The following is a 16,700-nucleotide window of genomic DNA, read 5'->3' on the forward strand; positions in this document are numbered from 1 at the left end:
AAATAAGTACATTTTCTCAATTAACAAACAGCCGTCATACTCTATTTGTTCAATTGATCTTCCTACTTCGCAAGCCGTTCGGGGTGTTGCTGGAGGAACTTCTCCCATCCTTTTGATTTGCCTGTGGTTGCAAACGGGCTGCTTTCCTGGAAGTGGTGGCAGACGGCTACAGCCAGAGCGTCTGTGGCATCGAGGTATTGCGGTTGCTCGGAAAAGTGCAGGATACGCTGCAACATCTGCCATACCTGCTCCTTGTTGGCGCTGCCGTTGCCGGTGATGGACTGCTTTACTTTCTTGGGGGAATATTCCGCTACCATCACCCCGGCCTGCATGGCGCTGGCGATGGCTACGCCCTGCGCGCGCCCGAGCTTGAGCATGCTTTGTACGTTCTTGCCGAAGAAGGGGGCTTCAATGGCGCAGCTGACGGGTTTGTGCTTGCGGATCAGTTCGTTCACCCGCTGGTGGATCAACTGCAGTCTTTCATAGTGGTCTTTCTGCGGATTGAGCTTGAGCACGTCCATCTCCACGATCGTTACCTGCTGTCCCTTCACGGCGATCAGTCCGTATCCCATGATGATCGTTCCGGGATCGATGCCAAGAATTATTTTTGAATTGTTTGCCAAGCGGAGGTTATTTTTGCCAAAATCTGTACGTCTGAACAAAAGTACCAAAATAATCCTCAATTACGTGCTGGGCGGCGCCCTCTTCATCTGGTTAACCTATGCGATCTACCAACAGCTTGTGCATCAGCAAAACCTGCCCGCCGCGCTGGCGCATATGCAAACCACCATCCTGGAAAGAGGATTGCTGCTTTTGTTGCTCGTTATCGGCATGATGTTCATCAACTGGGGCCTGGAGGCGCGCAAATGGCAGCTGCTGGTGGCGCCGCTGGAAGAAGTGCCTTTCCTGCGGGCATTCAGCGCCATTCTCAGCGGCGTGACCCTCTCCGTGAACACGCCCAACCGGATCGGGGAATACGGCGGCCGCATCCTCTACCTCGAGAACCGGAACAAGCTGAAAGCCATTGCCGCCACCATCGTGGGGAGCTACAGCCAGCTGATCGTGACCGCTGTTTTTGGCCTGGCCGGCCTGATCTATTATATTAATAATTTCCAGCTGGTGAAGGCCGACAGTTATTTTGCCCCGAACTTCTGGGAGAAATTATTGTTAGGAATATTGATAGTCATTTGCACCTTCATCCTAATACTTTATTTTCGGCTACAGATCATTGTAGCGGTTTTTGAAAAGGTTCCCTTTCTGCGGAAACTGAAGGTGTTCATCCAGATCATCGCACGCTATTCCCCGCCACAGTTGCGGAAATTGCTGCTGCTGAGCACGGTGCGCTATATGGTGTTTACGGCACAGTATTTGATTTTGCTATACGCGCTGGGCGTGACTTTCGTATGGTGGCAGGGGTTCTTTATGATCAATGTGATCTACCTTGTGATGGCGCTGGTACCCACTATCGCCATCGCGGAACTGGGGCTCCGGGGCCAGGTCAGCATTTACTTCCTGGGCCTCCTGAGCGCGAATACCGCAGGGATCGTGGCCGGAACAGTGGCTATCTGGTTGATCAACCTGGTGCTTCCGGCGGTAATAGGCAGCATACTGCTCCTGGGCGTTAAAATTTTCAAGGATAAATAGATCGATCGATGAGGCATTTTCTACTATTACTTATCGTGTTAGCCACGACCGTACGATCCTCAGCACAAGATAATTTCTGTGGCATCACCAATACGAGCTTCCACGCCGGTGAATCCATCACATATAAAGTGTACTATAACCTCGGCGCCGTTTTCGTGGGCGCCGGCGAAGCCGTTTTCACCAGCAAACTGGAAAGATACGGCGGCCGTGACGCCTATCACGTGGTAGGGGACGGGCGCACGTTCCGGACGTACGACTGGATCTTCAAAGTGCGCGACCGCTATGAAAGCTACATCGATACGGCCACCCTGCTGCCCATCCGCTTCATCCGCAACGTCAGCGAAGGCGGGCACAAGATCTACAATAATGTGGGCTTTAACCGCGAAGCCGGCACCGCCACCAGCACCAACGGTACTTTCAAGGTGCCGGACTGCATACAGGACGTGATCAGCGCCATTTACTACGCCCGGAACATCGACTTTTCCAAATACAAGCCGGGGGACAAAATACCCTTCGCCATGTTCCTCGACGATGAAGTCTACAACATCTACATCCGTTACATCGGCAAAGAACAGGTAGACACCCGCTACGGGAAGTTCCGCGCCATCAAGTTCAAGCCGCTGCTCATCAAAGGCACCATCTTTGAAGGCGGGGAGCAAATGTCCGTATGGGTCAGCGACGACGGTAACAAGATACCGCTGCGGGTGGACAGCCCCATTTCCGTAGGAAGCATCAAAGTGGACATGGTGGAGTACTCCAACCTGCGCCACAGCCTCTCATCCCTCATAAAGAAAAGATAAGTTATATTTGTAATTATGGAAGAACGCAAACCCAAGATACTGCTGGCAGAAGACGATACCAACCTTGGTATGGTGCTCAAGAATTACCTGGAGCTGAACGACTATGACGTGGAGCTGTGCCGCGATGGCATTCTTGCGCTGGCCGCTTTCCGCAGGGATAAATTCGATATCTGCCTGCTGGACATCATGATGCCGAATATGGACGGCTTCAAGCTCGCGGAAGAGATCCGCGATGTGGACCCGGACATTCCCCTTTTCTTCCTGTCTGCCAAGACCATGAAGGAAGACATCATCCAGGGATATAAACTGGGAGCGGACGATTATATTTCCAAACCGTTCGACAGCGAGCTGCTGCTGCTGAAGATCAAAGCCATCCTGAAAAGGAACCAGGAGCTGAACAACAAGGAGGAAGAGCAGTTCGAATTCAAGATCGGGCAATACCACTTCAACTCCCGCCTGCGCACGCTCACCAAGGGCGGCGATTCCAGCACCCTCTCCCCGAAAGAGAACGAGCTGCTGCATATGCTCTGCGAGCATAAGAACGATCTGTTGCCCCGTGAAGTGGCGCTGAAGAAGATCTGGGGCAGCGATACCTATTTTAATGGCCGCAGTATGGACGTGTATATCGCCAAACTGAGAAAATACCTGAAAGAAGATCCCAATATCGAGATCGTGAACATTCACGGCAACGGGTTCAGGCTGGTTGTAAAAGATTAGATGGAAAAGGGGCGCAAGCCCCTTTTTTTATGCGTCAGAACAACATGTTCGGCCCTTTCAATGGCGTTTTCCCCAAATGCTTATATGCTTTTTCCGTCACTTCCCTTCCCCGCGGCGTCCGTTTGATAAAGCCTTCCTGAATGAGGAACGGCTCGTACACTTCTTCCAGCGTGCCGGGCTCTTCGCCCACGGCGGTAGCGATAGTGGTAAGCCCCACCGGGCCGCCTTTAAAGTTGTCGATGATCACGTTCAGGATGCGGTTGTCCATTTCATCCAGTCCATATTCATCCACGCTCAATGCTTTCAGGCTGAACTCAGCAATGCCCATGTCTATCACGCCGTTGCCCATCACCTGTGCGAAGTCGCGCACCCGGCGCAGCAGGCCGTTGGCGATACGCGGTGTGCCGCGGGAGCGGCGTGCTATTTCCGCCGCGGCGTCGGACGTGATCTTGGTGCCGAGGAGCCCCGCCGCCCGCCAGATGATCTTTTGCAGTACGGCTGAAGAATAATATTCCAGGCGGGATTTGATGCCGAAGCGGCTCAGCAGCGGCGCCGTCAGCAGGCCGGAGCGGGTAGTGGCGCCCACCAGCGTGAAGGGTTGCAGGTTGATCTGCACGGAGCGCGCGTTCGGTCCCGAGTCGATCATGATATCGATGCGGTAATCTTCCATGGCGGAATACAGGTATTCTTCCACGAGGGTGCTCAGCCGGTGAATTTCGTCTACGAACAGCACGTCTTTCTCTTCCAGGTTGGTGAGCAGGCCCGCCAGGTCGCCGGGCTTTTCGATCACCGGCCCGGAAGTCTCCTTGATATTCACGCCCAGCTCGTTGGCCACGATGCGCGACAGCGTGGTCTTTCCCAGCCCCGGAGGCCCGTGGAAAAGAATATGGTCCAGCGCCTCACCGCGGAGCTTCGCCGCTTTGATAAAGACTTTCAGGTTCTCTATGATCTGGTCCTGCCCCGAAAAATCAATGATCTCTTTCGGGCGGATGCTGTTTTCGAACTCCTTCTCCGCGGCGCTCAGCCGGTTCTCATCTGGTCTTATGTTGGAATTGGACATTAGATCTCCTTTCAAAACCAAAAGTAATCGATTATTTTTAACGAAATCTGAATCTGCCATGAAATGTAAAGCGATCAGCCTGTTTTGCCTGCTGCTGACAGGCATGTTACCCATAAAAGCCCAACAGATCGGCGAAGCCGAAGTCAAACGTATCATTTCCATTCTTGCGGACGATGACATGCAGGGCCGGGCCACCTATTCCCCCGGCATTGAAAAAGCGTCCGTATTTATCGAACAGGAGTTCACATTCATCGGCCTGGAACCGCTTCCCGGCCAGAAAGATTTCCGGCAGCGCTTCGCCACGGTAGGGCGGCAGGTGCGGGCACTGGACTCCATTAAAGAAGGAGAAGAGCCGCGTTTTCTGCATAATGTGGCGGGGATGATCAAAGGCAGCAGCCAGCCGGACGAATATGTGATCTTTTCAGGGCATTACGATCATATCGGTATCCGGAAGGCGGTGGAAGGCGATAGCATCGCGAACGGCGCGGATGATGATGCATCGGGCATTACGGCGGTGATCCTGCTCGCGGAATATTTTAAGCAGCATCCGCCGGAGCGTTCCCTCATCTTCGCCGCATTTACGGCGGAGGAGATCGGCGGCTTCGGCTCGCGCTTTTTTTCGCAACAGCTGAACCCGGAGCAGATCGTGGCGATGTTCAACATCGAGATGATCGGAAAGGAATCGAAGTTCGGCCGCAACAGTGCGTTCATCACCGGTTTTGAAAGATCCGATTTCGGAAAGATATTACAGCAGAACCTCGAAGGCTCCAGCTTTCAGTTCCACCCCGATCCTTATCCCGAACAACGTTTGTTCTATCGCTCCGATAACGCTACCCTGGCGCGGCTGGGCGTACCGGCGCACACCATTTCCACCACGCAGATCGATAAGGACAGCTTGTATCACAGCGTGAATGATGAAGTGGAGAGCCTGGACATGCAGAATATCGCGGATATTATTGAAGCGATCGCCGTCAGCGCTAAAAGTATTGTGAGCGGAAAGGATACGCCGGTGCGGATAAAGAAAGAGGAGGAATAAGCCGTTCGTTATTCATTTGCAAGCGCAAAAAAGGCGCTGTCAAAAGCAGGCATGGTTGCATTTACTTTTGACAGCGCCTTTTTATGGCGATGTAAAACCGGTTATTTCGCGAAGGTCAGCTTCGCGAGCTGCGCAAAGTGATCGGAGGCGAACAATCCCATCCAGGTCTGCGTGATGCAGGCATGCTGCCACACGTCCCATTTGCCTTTCAGGAAAATATAATCGATCGGCTGGTCGCCGGTCTCATGCGCTTTGAAGCTGTTGAAGGTGCTATGCGGACCGTAATGCGGTGTTTTGCTCAGCGCCTTGCTGTCTTGCAGGTGCAGGGGATCTTTTTCGTCCAGGATGATGCGGATCGGCTCGTCGCTTGGCCTGGCGTTGAAATCGCCGGTGATAACGGCGGGCGTTTTGCCGGAGATCTGGTGTACGCGCTGCAGCAGCAGTTTGGCGCTTTGCCGGCGCGCTTCTTTACCGATATGGTCGAAGTGCGTATTGAAATGATAGAACTCTTTGCGGTTTTTGCGGTCGCGAAAGCGGGCATATGTTACGATGCGGCAGATGGCCGCATCCCATCCCTTGCTGCCGGCTACTTCCGGCGTTTCGGACAGCCAGAAGGTTTTGCTGTCGAGCAGCTGAATGCGGGTGGTATCATAAAAAATGGCGGAAAATTCTCCTTTTTTATCGCCATCGTCGCGGCCAACGCCTACAAATTTATATTGCGGAAGGGCTTGCTGAAGGTCCTGCATCTGGTCCCACAGTGCTTCCTGTACGCCCAGTATCTGCGGCTGGTGAAAAAGTATCTGCGACGCTACTTTGTCTACCCGGTTGGGCCAGGCGTTGACGCTGTCGCGCGCGTTGTTGTACCGGATGTTGAATGTCATCACCTGCAGGCTGTTATCCTGTGCCATGGCTGCGATTGTGGTGAAGAAACAAAACAGTAATGCAATAGTGTTCTTTTTCATAGAAGTCCAAGTTAGAAATTTTATATTCTAAAAGTGATACGAAGTTGCCTAATTCCGAGATATTTTTCATGTTATTTAATTGTTTTTGTACGCTTTCCACTTAGTTTTGGAACGATGAAAATGCATGTTTATGGCAACGGTCACCGGGATAGAAGAAACGGGTTATTATTCCTGCGGGCGCCTGCATTTGCGGGGCGTTCTTTTCCGGGACGAGCGTTCGTGTTTCCATGCTTATATTCCTGCGCTGGGCGTATCCGGCTACGGTCCCGGCAGGCAGGAAGCAAAGCAGTCGCTGCAGGTGATGATGAACTTTTATTTTGAGCGCGCCCTGCGGTCGGGGCAGCTGGTGGAAGACCTGCAACGGTGCGGCTGGGTGATGGACCCGCCTGTGATGTATCCGCCGGTTTTCCGGCATAGCGATATGACAGATGTTTTCGACTGCATCCGGAGCGGAACGGGCATTTATCATATTTCGTGCACGGTAGATCTGCCGGGAGGCATATAAGTTAACCTAAATCAGCAGACATATGCGTTTGATGAATTTGTCCAACATCCCGTTGGATGCGCTACGCGCATTCCTGTTGGAGAAGGAATACCAGTTCGGGTTTGTGCATGCGGGGCATGAGCTATGGACGCGGGAAGACCGGCTGCGGCCGGTAATGCTGCGGATCGGATTTGAGCCGGTGCCGGAGTTTGTGGTCAGCAATATATTGCGGAATATGGAAGTGGGAGGAGAGGAGCTGGAGGCTTTCATGAAAGGGAAAGCTGTGGGCTGCGCTGTGCTTTGAGGGAAATAGGAGGGGCAGAGCGGTGCAGATGCGGGCGGGCAAAAATATGCCCGTACTTCGGCCGCGGGAACGGACAAAGTACGGGCGTAAAGTTTATTTCAGTTCTTTCATAATTTCCTGTACGGCCCTTTCCAGTTGCGGGTCTTTATCTTCCAGGCGGTCTGTGAAAGAAGTTTTTACGTAGATGTCTGGTGCTACGCCTTCTTTTTCCAGGTTCTTGCCATCGAGGGTATAGCATCCCCAGGAAGGCAGGCGGTAGAAAGATCCGTCTACCAGACCTTTACCGGAGGTGAAGATGATCCAGCGGTAAGATTCCGTGCCGATGATCTTGCCCAGCTTCAGCGCTTTGAAGCCGGCAGCCGTCATTTCCGCGTCGCTGAGCGATTGCTCGTTGATCAGCAGCACGATGGGTTTGCCTGACGGCGCGAAGTTGGGTTGCGGGGATAATTTGCCGCCGCGGTATTGCCATTGCAGGTAAGGTCTTTGGGAGAGGAATTTCAGCACTTCATCATGCACGTTGCCGCCGGTGTTGTAGCGGAGGTCGAGGATGAGCGCGTCCTTGCTGCCGAGCTTCGCCGCCATGTCTATCAGGAATTTTTCCAGTTCGCCCGTGCCCATGTTCTTCATGTGCGTATAGGCGATCCGGTTACTACCGAGCTTGTCCACACGCGATTCGTTGGACGCGATCCATTCATCGTACAGCTGCCCGCCAAGTGCGCCATAGCTTTGCGGGTGCAGCCTTACATCGTATGGCTTGCCGTTCCGCTCGAACGTCAGTGTGATCTCTCTTTCAAAGGAGGGACGGGTAAAATACTGATCGCGGCAAAGTGATTTATCAACGGTTTCGCCGTTCACTTTAGTGAGCACATCACCGGCGCGCACATCTACGTCCAGCTTGTCCGCATTGCTGCCGGAAACGATGCGGGACACCGTATAAGGATTTTGCTGGTCGAAGAGGATGCCCGTTTCCATGGTGCGGTAGCTGAGGTTGATCTTTTCCTCGTCGCCGGAAGAGGAAAAGCCGAGGTGTGAGGAGTTCAGCTCGCCGAGCATATCGTTCACCAGGATGCGGAGATCCGCCCGGGTGTTCACATACGGGATGAAACGCGCATACTGGTCGCGGAGCTTGCCCCAGTTGGCGCCATGAAATTCAGCGTTGTAGAAGTTCTCTTCCACATTTGCCCAGGTTTCATGGAAGATCTGTTCGAACTCCGTGCGGAGGTTGCGGTAGAAGTTCTGGTTGATGTCGATCTTGTCCACCTTGTTGGCGTCCGGGTTCAGCTTGTGGATGTTGCCGTTGATCAGTACATAGAGCTTGCCCTCCACTTCCCGGATGTCTGATCCGCCGCCGCCGTCTGTGCCGTTGATCTTGTCGGTCTTCTGCGCTTCGAAAGGTTCCAGTGTGGTCTTCCACAGCGCGGGCCTTCCGTCGGTATGATTGGAGATGAAGTACACGCTGCTTTTGTCGCCTTTCTGCTGGATGAACACCGGGCCGTATTGTGAACCGAAGGAAGGAGAGATCTGTTCGATCCTGTCCATGATCTTCGCAGTGTTGATGTTCACGGGCTCTGGCGCTTTTTTATCGGCGGGCTTTTTATCGTCTTTTTTGTCATCCTTTTTTTCTTCCTTCTTCTCTTCCTTTTTGAAGAGCTCGTCGAACTTGTCGGCACGGAAGGGATCATCGAATTTGTCCAGCGCTATGCGGTAGATCTTCGGATTCTGCAGGCCAAAGGGATAAGCTGGTTTGGTGCGGGAAGAAGTGAAATAGATGTATTTCCCGTCCGGGGACCAGTAGGGGTAGGTCTCCGTAACGCCGGTATTGGTCAGGTTGATGGTGGTATTCTTTTTCAGGTTGTGCACCAGTATGTCCTGCTCAAAGTTGCGGTAAGCGGTGAATACAACGGATTCACCGTCGGGAGAAAAGCCGGGCGTGGCATTCTGGAATGCCCATATCTCGTCTTTTACGATGGTTTTGGAATCCAGCGTTTTAAGGTCTATCGCCCGTACTTCGTCACGGCCGCTGAGGTATATGCCCTGCGTTCTGTCTTTGTTAACGGCCAGTTCGCGGTTGTTGCGCTTGTCTTTCGTCAGCTGTTTGGGAGTGCCTTTGCCGTCTGCCGCTATGGTGAACCAGTTCAGGTAGCCATCTACCGTTTCGTTGTAAAGCAGGGTACGGTTGTCGGAGAGCCAGTGCACTTCCACCGCGCGTTCTGAGGGGCGGGGTATCTGGCGGATGAACTTGCCTTCTATGTCCGAAACGAACAGCTCGCCGCGGGAAATGAAAGTCAGTTTCTTGCCATCCGGCGATACGTCGAAGTTGGAGATCTTGCCGGCTACTTCAAAGTCCTGCTCCTTCGGCAGCACAGGATTGCGGAAAAGCTTGATGGCCAGCTTCCCGGATTTGCCGGTGGCAACATCATACAGCCAGACCTGGTAATCCTTTTCGAAGACCACTTTGCCGCCGTCAGCATTGGCAAAGGGGCGTTTGATGGAGGTCGGGAATTTGGTAAGCGCCTTCTTCTGGCCGTTGCTGAAGGTGTAGAGATTGTATTCTCCGTTCTCTTCGTCGGACACGAAGTAGATGTTGCCTTTGCGATCGATGGTCGTCCACATGTCCTTGCCGCGGTAATCCGTGTACTTCTTGTACGTTTTGGACGCGGGGATGTAAGACTGGATGTCCGGGTTGAAATCGCCCTTGTAGCGCTTGCGGTTGGCGGCGAAGCTGCTTTCCCAGGTATCGTTGAAGAACAGCTCGCCGGTAGTGGGGTGTTCCACGATATTGTGAATGAGATTGAAGTAATGATTGAACACCTGCACGGGCGTACCGCCGTTCAGTCCCACTTTATAGCTGGTGGCATTGCCGCCGCGGGAGGAGGTGAAGTAGATCTGCTTTGAGTCCCAGCTCCAGGACTCTACCTGGTCTGAAGCCTCGTGCATGGTGAGTTGCTTCACTTCCCCGCCATCGATGGGAATGAGGAAGATGTCGGCATTCCCGAACTGGGTGGCGGTAAAGGCGATCCACTTTCCGTCGGGAGATACCTTTGCGAGCGTTTCATTGCCCGGCATGGCGGTGAGGCGGGTGGCGTGCGGGTTTTGTACGTCCGCTTTCCACAGGTCGCCCTCAAAGCTGAAAATAACCGTCTTTCCGTCGGGCGTCAGGGTGGGATAAGTGGTGAAATAAGCTTCGGAGGAAGGTTGGGCGCTGGTTGGCAGGGAAAGGGCTGCGGCCAGCAGGCCGGTAAGGATTGTTCTCATATGGCGGCTGAATTTTGTTGATTTCAGACGGAAATTAATACAGAAATGCGGCTTGCGGAAACCTTTCATCCAAAATGCGGATAAAGCGGGGGGAACGCGGGGGCATGGGGAAAAGATTTGTCAAGGAGCATATGACGGCGTAATAAATCCGGGAACTGTACATAGCAAAGCGGCTGCACCGGAAAGAAGCGCCAAAAGATGGTTGGCTTTTGGAGCACTTCAAAAGGTAGCAGCCGCTTTGCTTATATCATAAAAAATCAGATCACCACGTTGATCATCTTTCCTTTCACGAAGATCACTTTCTTCGGGTCTTTTCCTTCGAGCCACTTCTGGATCACTTCGTTGGACAATGCGATCTTTTCCACTTCATCAGAAGATGCGTCCAGCGAGATTTTGATGGTGGTGCGCAGCTTGCCGTTCACGGACACGGGGTATTCCTTCGTGCTTTCGGTCACGTATTTTTCTTCGAACACCGGGAATGCCGCATCGAGGATAGAGCCTTTGTTGCCGATCGTTTCCCACAGCTCTTCGCAGACATGCGGTGCGAAGGGCGTGAGGAGAACGAGCAGTTGCTCCAGGATGGCTTTCTTGTTGCATTTAAGCTCTATCAGCTCATTCACGCACACCATGAAGCTGCTCACAGCGGTATTGAAAGAAAGCCTGTCGCAATCGTCATCGATCTTGCGGATGGTCTTGTGCAGCGTTTTCAGCTCGTCGGCTGTGGGCGCCGCGGTGGTCACGATCAGTCCTTTCTGCTCGTCCGCGAACAGGCGCCAGAGTTTTTTGAGGAAGCGGTGCACGCCTTCAATGCCTTTGGTTTCCCAGGGCTTGCTTTGCTCTACCGGCCCGAGGAACATCTCGTACATCCGGAAGGTATCGGCGCCGAACTTCTCCACGAGCACATCGGGATTTACGGTATTGAAAAGGCGTTTGCTCATTTTTTCCACGAGCGTTCCGCAGATGTATTTGCCGTCTTCGAGAATGAACTGGGCGTTCGCAAAATCGATGCGCCATTTTTTGAATGCTTCGATGTCCAGCTCTACGCCGTCCACGATGTTCACGTCCACATGCAGCTCGTCTGTGTCATATTGCGCGCGGAGGCCGGCGGACACGAACTGGTTGGTGCCGCGCACGCGGTACACCAGGCGGGAGCTGCCCGTGATCATGCCCTGGTTCACCAGCTTTTTATACGGTTCATCAAAGCCGATATAACCGAGATCGTACAACACTTTGGTCCACATGCGGGAATACAGCAGATGTCCCACGGCATGTTCCGTGCCGCCGATGTAAAGGTCCACCTGTCCCCAGTAATCGGAGATCCTGCGGTCGCAGAAAGTGTCCCCGTTATGCGGGTCCATATACCGGAGGAAGTACCAGCTGCTGCCGGCGTAACCGGGCATGGTATTGGTTTCCCGGCGGAGGGAGGTGCCGTTGTCCGAGGGTAGGTTCACCCAGTCGGTGATAGTAGCGAGCGGCCCTTCACCATCTTCACCCTGCTTGTAATGTTCCACAAAGGGAAGTTCCAGCGGCAGGTCTGCTTCGTTCATCGCTTCGGGAATGCCGTTGCGGTAGACGATCGGGAAAGGTTCGCCCCAGTAGCGCTGGCGGCTGAAGCCCGCGTCGCGCATCTTGTAGTTGATCTGCCTTTTGCCGATGCCCAGGCTTTCTATTTTCAACATCACCGCTTCGGAGGCGTCTTTCATTTCCATGCCGGTGATGAAATCGCTGTTGAACAGCTTGCCTTCCTTGGTGGGATTGGCTTCATCGCCGGAAAAAGCTTGTCCGAGGATGTTGGTGATGGGAATGGAAAAATGGTTGGCGAAGTTGAAATCGCGCTGATCACCGCAGGGCACTGCCATGATGGCGCCGGTGCCATAGCCCGCCAGCACATATTCGGATATCCATACGGGTATCTTGCGCCCGTCGAAGGGATTCACGGCATATGCGCCGGTAAAGCAACCGGTGATCTGTTTCACTTCGGCCATGCGCTCGCGTTCGGAGCGGCTTTGTACATATTCCTTGTAAGCATTGACGGCTTCGCTCTGTTCATTGGTGGTGATGCCGTCTACCAGCTCGTGCTCTGGCGCCAGCACCATGAAGTCCACGCCAAAGATCGTATCGGGACGGGTCGTATACACCACGATGCTTTCCATGGAGCCGGCGATGTTGAACTTGATCTCCGCGCCCTGGCTCTTGCCGATCCAGTTGCGCTGCATGTCTTTCATGGCCTCGCTGAACTGCACGGCATCGAGGCCCTGCAGCAGACGGTCCGCATATTCGGTGATGCGCAGGAACCACTGGCGCATTTTCTTTTTGATCACGGGATGCCCACCGCGTTCACTCACGCCGTTGATCACTTCGTCGTTGGCGAGCACCGTGCCGAGGGCGGGGCACCAGTTCACTTCGGCATAGGCGAGGTAGCCCAGGCGGTATTCCATGAGCACGTTTTGCTGTTCCTCATAGGAATATTCGTTCCAGGTATCGGCGCTGAAGCGGATGCTGCGGTCGCCGGGGCATTCGTGATGGAGGTTGCCGTCCTGCTCGAAGATGCGCACCAGCACGTCAATGCGCTCGGCCTTTCCGGCGTGGCGGTTGTACCAGCTGTCGAACAGCTGCAAAAAGATATGCTGCGTCCATTTATAATAGCCCGGGTCGCTGGTGCGGATCTCGCGTTCCCAGTCGTAGCAGAACCCGATATTATCCAGCTGGCCGCGGAATGCGTTGATATTTTCGTCTGTCGTAACGGAGGGATGCTGCCCGGTTTCGAGGGCGTATTGCTCCGCGGGAAGCCCGAAGGCGTCGTAGCCCATGGGGTGCAGCACGTTGAAGCCTTTGAGGCGCTTGTAACGGGCGTAGATGTCAGATGCGATATAGCCCAGCGGATGGCCCACATGCAACCCCGCCCCGGAAGGATAAGGGAACATGTCCAGCACGTAACATTTCGGTTTACTGCTGTTGTTGCTCACCCGGTAAGCCCCGGAGGCTTTCCATCGCTCCTGCCATTTCTGTTCTATATGCCTGAAAGTATATTCCATACCTAATAATATACTAAATAATGTTAAATTACCGTTAGGGAGGGCAAAATTAAACATAAGTCCCAAATTTTATTATTTTCGCCCATAAACTATAGATGAATGGCTCAATCAGGGAAATCGTCAGCTAAGAAATCGAAGCCTTCGTACGTATATTCAATCATCGGTATCACCCTCGTGCTTTTGTTGTTAGGGGTACTTGGCCTGTTCATGATCAACGCCAAGAACCTGAGCGACTATTTCAAGGAAAGCATTGAGCTGCAGGTTATTCTGCGGGATAATGTGAAGGAACAACAGGCGGTGTTGCTGAAGGATTCGCTGGCGGTGAAGCCTTACGTCAAAAGAATAGAATATGTGACCAAGGAGATGGCGGCGGAAAAGTTCAAGGCCGAGAACCCGAAGGAAAACTTTGCGGTGCTGGGCTTTAACCCTTTATATGCCAGCATCGACATACGGTTATATGCGAAATATGTGCATCCGGACAGCCTGAAGGTGATCGAAAATGATATTGCCAACCGCAGCGTTGTCCGCGAACTGTTCTACCAGCGCACGCTGGTGAGCGAGGTGCTGGACAAAGCGAAGCAGATTGGTCTGGTGATGCTGGTGATCAGCGCTTTGATGGCGGTGGTGGTGCTGTTCCTGATCGACAATACCATCCGGCTGGCCATGTTCAGCAACCGTTTCCTGATCAAGACGATGCAGATGGTGGGCGCCACGCGGTGGTTCATTGCCAAGCCATTTGATGTGCGGAGTATTATCAACGGCGCCATCAGCGCGGTCATTGCCATTATCGGGCTGATCGTTCTGATGTATTTTGCGGAATCCACGCTGCCGGGACTTCGCGGCATGCGGGATTATTTTATGACTAGCCTCCTGTTCATCGGGCTCATTGTGATCGGCATCAGCATTTCCCTGCTGAGTACGCACCGGTCAGTAATGAAATACCTGAAGCTGAAGCTGGACGACCTATATTGATTTTGATTAAAACAGCAGTATGTCAAAAGAAATTAAACAAACAGAAGAACGCGGGCTTTTCGGCAAGGCCAATTACCAGCTGATGCTGGCCGGCGTAGTGATCATCGTGATCGGCTTCCTCCTGATGGTTGGCGGTGGCGGCGATGAAGCAGCCCGTTTCGATCCGAAGGAAGTATACAGCTTCCGCCGTATCACCCTGGCGCCGATCGTGATACTGATCGGACTGGTGCTGGAAGTATATGCGATCATGCGCAAGCCGAAGCAGTAGCGACTTTTGTTATCAAGATTTTTAAATCAGATCCACAGCGATGAGATGATCATCGCTTTTCTTATGTGAATCGGTAATCAGGAATTATGAGCATCGTAGAAGCCATTATCATAGCGATCGTAGAAGGGTTAACGGAATTTCTGCCGGTATCGTCCACCGGCCATATGATCATCGTCAGCAGCCTGATGGGGATCAATGAGGACGAGTTCACCAAAATGTTCGAGGTATGCATCCAGCTGGGCGCTATCCTCGCGGTGGTGGTGCTGTACTGGAGAAAGTTCTTCAACTTCAGCAAACCGGCTTTTTATTTCAAGCTGTTCCTGGGCGTGCTGCCCGCGCTCATCCTCGGTTACCTGTTCGCAGACCAGATCGATGCGCTGCTGGAAAAGCCGGAGGTAGTGGGATTGACGCTTTTCCTCGGCGGTATCGTGCTGCTGTTTGTAGATAAATGGTTCAAGAATCCTGTGATCGATACGGATGAAAAGATGGATTACTTCAAGGCGATCCGCATCGGCTTTTATCAATGCCTGGCCATGATACCGGGCGTCAGCCGCAGCGCCGCTTCAATTATCGGCGGTATGCAGCAGAAGCTGACGCGCAATGCCGCGGCCGAGTTTTCCTTTTTCCTGGCAGTGCCTACCATGGCGGCCGTAACAGGTTACAAGCTGCTGAAAAGCCATGAGCTGATCACCAGCTCCGCGGAGAACATGAAACTGTTGCTGATCGGGAATGCGGTAGCTTTTGTAGTAGCCATGATCGCGATCAAATTCTTTATCGATACGCTGAAAAAATTCGGCTTCAGGATCTGGGGATATTACCGCATTGTGGTGGGAGCGATCATTCTGGCCGCTTACTTTATGGGATATAAACTGGAAATGTAGGTTATCCTTTCACTGCCAGCAGCAGCTCCAGGTCTGTATACTTCAGTTTGAATTTCTCGCTCAGGTGATAATTGGTCAATGCGCCTTTATAGAGGTAGATGCCGTTGCGCACGCCCCGCTTGATCCATACCAGGTTCTCAAATCCTCCGTCGTCCGCGGCTTCCAGCAAAAGCGGCATCAGCACGTTACTGATGGCCTGGGAAGCGGTGCCGGCAAAGCCGGAAGGGATGTTCGGCACGCAGTAGTGGATCACATCATATTTTTTAAAGACAGGATTTTCATGGGAGGTGATCTCCGAGGTTTCGAAGCAGCCGCCCCGGTCGATGCTCACGTCCACGATCACGGAACCGGCTTTCATATTGCTGACCATGGATTCGGATACCACCACGGGCGTGCGCCCGCTCTGGGAAGATAATGCGCCGACCGCCACGTCTGCCGTGCGCAGCTGTTCCGCCAGTACGCGCGGCTGTATCACGGAGGTGAACACTCTTACGCCGATATTGTTTTGCAGCCTTTTCAGCTTGTAGATGTTGTTGTCGAATACCTTTACGGAAGATCCGAGCGCCAGGGCGGTACGCGCCGCAAACTCCCCTACGATCCCCGCGCCGATGATCACCACTTTCGTCGGCGGAATGCCGGTTACGCCGCCCAGGAGAATGCCTTTGCCGCGGTTGCTGTTGCTGAGGTATTGCCCGGCAATGAGCATCACGGCCCCGCCCGCGATCTCGCTCATGGCGCGCACGATGGGATAGGTGCCGGAATCGTCTTTCAGGTTCTCGAAAGAAAGCAGGGTGATGCGTTTTTCCATCATCTTCTGCAGCTGGTCGGCCTTGAGTACGGACAGATGAATGGGGGAGATCACGATCTGGTGCGGGTGCAGCAGCCCGATCTCTTCATCGTTGAGGGGAGCGGATTTCACGATGATGTCCGCCTTGAAAACATCCTTTTTGTCGTATACGATCTCGGCGCCCGCCTCGGAGTAGTCCGTATCATAGAAATGGGAACCGTCTCCCGCTTTATGCTCCACCACTATATGATGACCATTGTTGGAGAGGATGCTAACGGCATCGGGCGTTAAAGCGATACGGCTTTCCTGGAAAGATGTTTCTTTAGGAATACCGATGAATAATCGGGAGTTTTTTTGTGGAATATCCAGTGTTTCTTCCAGCGGAGAATATGTAAATCCGGCACTCACAACAGGTTTTTGCCTTGGCTCCATATCGTAGACAATTGAATGTTAGGTCTTTTTCAAAGATACATTTATTATTTGTTTACTGCCGTA

Annotated in this window: 15 protein-coding genes; 9 read left to right on the forward strand and 6 right to left on the reverse strand. The window is 53.1% G+C overall.

Annotated elements, in window-relative coordinates:
• Nucleotides 1-62 precede the first annotated feature (62 nt).
• Nucleotides 63-623, reverse strand: a complete 561-nt coding sequence (gene ruvC, locus CCY01nite_RS09715; protein WP_186830985.1) for a crossover junction endodeoxyribonuclease RuvC — start codon at nucleotides 621-623, stop codon at nucleotides 63-65.
• Nucleotides 624-636: 13 nt separating this feature from the next.
• Between ruvC and CCY01nite_RS09720 the strand changes: the two genes are divergently transcribed.
• Genes CCY01nite_RS09720 through CCY01nite_RS09730 form a run of 3 tightly spaced genes read left to right on the forward strand, consistent with a single transcriptional unit; the run spans nucleotide 637 to nucleotide 3,161 of the window.
• The gene (locus tag CCY01nite_RS09720; protein WP_186830986.1) at nucleotides 637-1,644 is read left to right on the forward strand and encodes a lysylphosphatidylglycerol synthase domain-containing protein; all 1,008 of its coding nucleotides are present in this window, start codon (nucleotides 637-639) and stop codon (nucleotides 1,642-1,644) included.
• Nucleotides 1,645-1,652: 8 nt separating this feature from the next.
• Nucleotides 1,653-2,444 (forward strand): DUF3108 domain-containing protein, encoded by a 792-nt coding sequence (locus CCY01nite_RS09725; RefSeq protein ID WP_146860100.1) that lies wholly within the window; start codon nucleotides 1,653-1,655, stop codon nucleotides 2,442-2,444.
• A gap of 15 nt (nucleotides 2,445-2,459) precedes the next feature.
• Entirely contained in the window at nucleotides 2,460-3,161 is a 702-nt protein-coding gene (locus CCY01nite_RS09730; protein ID WP_146860102.1) for a response regulator transcription factor, read from the forward strand.
• Nucleotides 3,162-3,195: 34 nt separating this feature from the next.
• Here CCY01nite_RS09730 and ruvB read toward each other — a convergent pair whose 3' ends face one another.
• Nucleotides 3,196-4,236, reverse strand: coding sequence for a Holliday junction branch migration DNA helicase RuvB (gene ruvB, locus CCY01nite_RS09735; RefSeq protein WP_307726079.1), 1,041 nt, complete (start codon nucleotides 4,234-4,236; stop codon nucleotides 3,196-3,198).
• 43 nt (nucleotides 4,237-4,279) lie between these two features.
• On the opposite strand from ruvB, the gene CCY01nite_RS09740 reads away from it, so the two are divergent.
• Nucleotides 4,280-5,257, forward strand: coding sequence for a M20/M25/M40 family metallo-hydrolase (locus CCY01nite_RS09740; RefSeq protein WP_146860104.1), 978 nt, complete (start codon nucleotides 4,280-4,282; stop codon nucleotides 5,255-5,257).
• Between the two features lie 101 nt (nucleotides 5,258-5,358).
• On the opposite strand, the gene CCY01nite_RS09745 is transcribed toward CCY01nite_RS09740, so the two are convergent.
• On the reverse strand, nucleotides 5,359-6,219 hold the full coding sequence (locus tag CCY01nite_RS09745; protein ID WP_146860106.1) for an endonuclease/exonuclease/phosphatase family protein: 861 nt from the start codon (nucleotides 6,217-6,219) through the stop codon (nucleotides 5,359-5,361).
• 130 nt (nucleotides 6,220-6,349) lie between these two features.
• Between CCY01nite_RS09745 and CCY01nite_RS09750 the strand changes: the two genes are divergently transcribed.
• Both CCY01nite_RS09750 and CCY01nite_RS09755 read left to right on the forward strand, forming a co-directional pair.
• Nucleotides 6,350-6,724 (forward strand): hypothetical protein, encoded by a 375-nt coding sequence (locus CCY01nite_RS09750; protein WP_146860108.1) that lies wholly within the window; start codon nucleotides 6,350-6,352, stop codon nucleotides 6,722-6,724.
• Between the two features lie 22 nt (nucleotides 6,725-6,746).
• A complete protein-coding gene (locus CCY01nite_RS09755; protein WP_146860110.1) occupies nucleotides 6,747-7,007 on the forward strand; it encodes a type II toxin-antitoxin system HicA family toxin in 261 nt (86 codons plus the stop codon).
• Nucleotides 7,008-7,100: 93 nt separating this feature from the next.
• Here CCY01nite_RS09755 and CCY01nite_RS09760 read toward each other — a convergent pair whose 3' ends face one another.
• Together CCY01nite_RS09760 and leuS are read right to left on the reverse strand one after the other, a co-directional pair.
• Nucleotides 7,101-10,262 (reverse strand): S41 family peptidase, encoded by a 3,162-nt coding sequence (locus CCY01nite_RS09760; RefSeq protein WP_146860112.1) that lies wholly within the window; start codon nucleotides 10,260-10,262, stop codon nucleotides 7,101-7,103.
• Nucleotides 10,263-10,519: 257 nt separating this feature from the next.
• The gene (gene leuS, locus CCY01nite_RS09765; protein WP_146860114.1) at nucleotides 10,520-13,297 is read right to left on the reverse strand and encodes a leucine--tRNA ligase; all 2,778 of its coding nucleotides are present in this window, start codon (nucleotides 13,295-13,297) and stop codon (nucleotides 10,520-10,522) included.
• A gap of 99 nt (nucleotides 13,298-13,396) precedes the next feature.
• On the opposite strand from leuS, the gene CCY01nite_RS09770 reads away from it, so the two are divergent.
• The 3 genes from CCY01nite_RS09770 to CCY01nite_RS09780 all read left to right on the forward strand — a co-directional run bounded on the left by CCY01nite_RS09770 (nucleotide 13,397) and on the right by CCY01nite_RS09780 (nucleotide 15,418).
• A complete protein-coding gene (locus CCY01nite_RS09770; RefSeq protein WP_146860116.1) occupies nucleotides 13,397-14,269 on the forward strand; it encodes a cell division protein FtsX in 873 nt (290 codons plus the stop codon).
• Between the two features lie 19 nt (nucleotides 14,270-14,288).
• On the forward strand, nucleotides 14,289-14,537 hold the full coding sequence (locus CCY01nite_RS09775) for a DUF3098 domain-containing protein (protein ID WP_146860118.1): 249 nt from the start codon (nucleotides 14,289-14,291) through the stop codon (nucleotides 14,535-14,537).
• An 86-nt stretch (nucleotides 14,538-14,623) separates the two neighbouring features.
• A complete protein-coding gene (locus tag CCY01nite_RS09780) occupies nucleotides 14,624-15,418 on the forward strand; it encodes an undecaprenyl-diphosphate phosphatase (RefSeq protein WP_146860120.1) in 795 nt (264 codons plus the stop codon).
• Nucleotide 15,419: 1 nt separating this feature from the next.
• Here the strand turns inward: CCY01nite_RS09780 and CCY01nite_RS09785 are convergent, their stop codons facing one another.
• Nucleotides 15,420-16,637 carry an alanine dehydrogenase gene (locus CCY01nite_RS09785; RefSeq protein ID WP_146860122.1) on the reverse strand — a complete coding sequence of 406 codons (1,218 nt, stop codon included), beginning with the start codon at nucleotides 16,635-16,637 and terminating at the stop codon, nucleotides 15,420-15,422.
• Nucleotides 16,638-16,700 lie beyond the last annotated feature (63 nt).

It is taken from the genome of Chitinophaga cymbidii, from assembly GCF_007992715.1.
GTDB classification, from domain to species: Bacteria; Bacteroidota; Bacteroidia; order Chitinophagales; family Chitinophagaceae; genus Chitinophaga; species Chitinophaga cymbidii.

Coding starts and splice junctions, on each gene's coding strand:
- CCY01nite_RS09760 (WP_146860112.1), bottom strand. CDS start 10,262: ATGAGAACAATCCTTACCGGCCTGCTGGCCGCAGCCCTTTCCCTGCCA.
- CCY01nite_RS09785 (WP_146860122.1), bottom strand. CDS start 16,637: ATGGAGCCAAGGCAAAAACCTGTTGTGAGTGCCGGATTTACATATTCT.
- CCY01nite_RS09755 (WP_146860110.1), top strand. CDS start 6,747: ATGCGTTTGATGAATTTGTCCAACATCCCGTTGGATGCGCTACGCGCA.
- CCY01nite_RS09725 (WP_146860100.1), top strand. CDS start 1,653: ATGAGGCATTTTCTACTATTACTTATCGTGTTAGCCACGACCGTACGA.
- CCY01nite_RS09750 (WP_146860108.1), top strand. CDS start 6,350: ATGGCAACGGTCACCGGGATAGAAGAAACGGGTTATTATTCCTGCGGG.
- CCY01nite_RS09775 (WP_146860118.1), top strand. CDS start 14,289: ATGTCAAAAGAAATTAAACAAACAGAAGAACGCGGGCTTTTCGGCAAG.
- leuS (WP_146860114.1), bottom strand. CDS start 13,297: ATGGAATATACTTTCAGGCATATAGAACAGAAATGGCAGGAGCGATGG.
- CCY01nite_RS09740 (WP_146860104.1), top strand. CDS start 4,280: ATGAAATGTAAAGCGATCAGCCTGTTTTGCCTGCTGCTGACAGGCATG.
- CCY01nite_RS09780 (WP_146860120.1), top strand. CDS start 14,624: ATGAGCATCGTAGAAGCCATTATCATAGCGATCGTAGAAGGGTTAACG.
- CCY01nite_RS09770 (WP_146860116.1), top strand. CDS start 13,397: ATGGCTCAATCAGGGAAATCGTCAGCTAAGAAATCGAAGCCTTCGTAC.
- CCY01nite_RS09730 (WP_146860102.1), top strand. CDS start 2,460: ATGGAAGAACGCAAACCCAAGATACTGCTGGCAGAAGACGATACCAAC.
- CCY01nite_RS09745 (WP_146860106.1), bottom strand. CDS start 6,219: ATGAAAAAGAACACTATTGCATTACTGTTTTGTTTCTTCACCACAATC.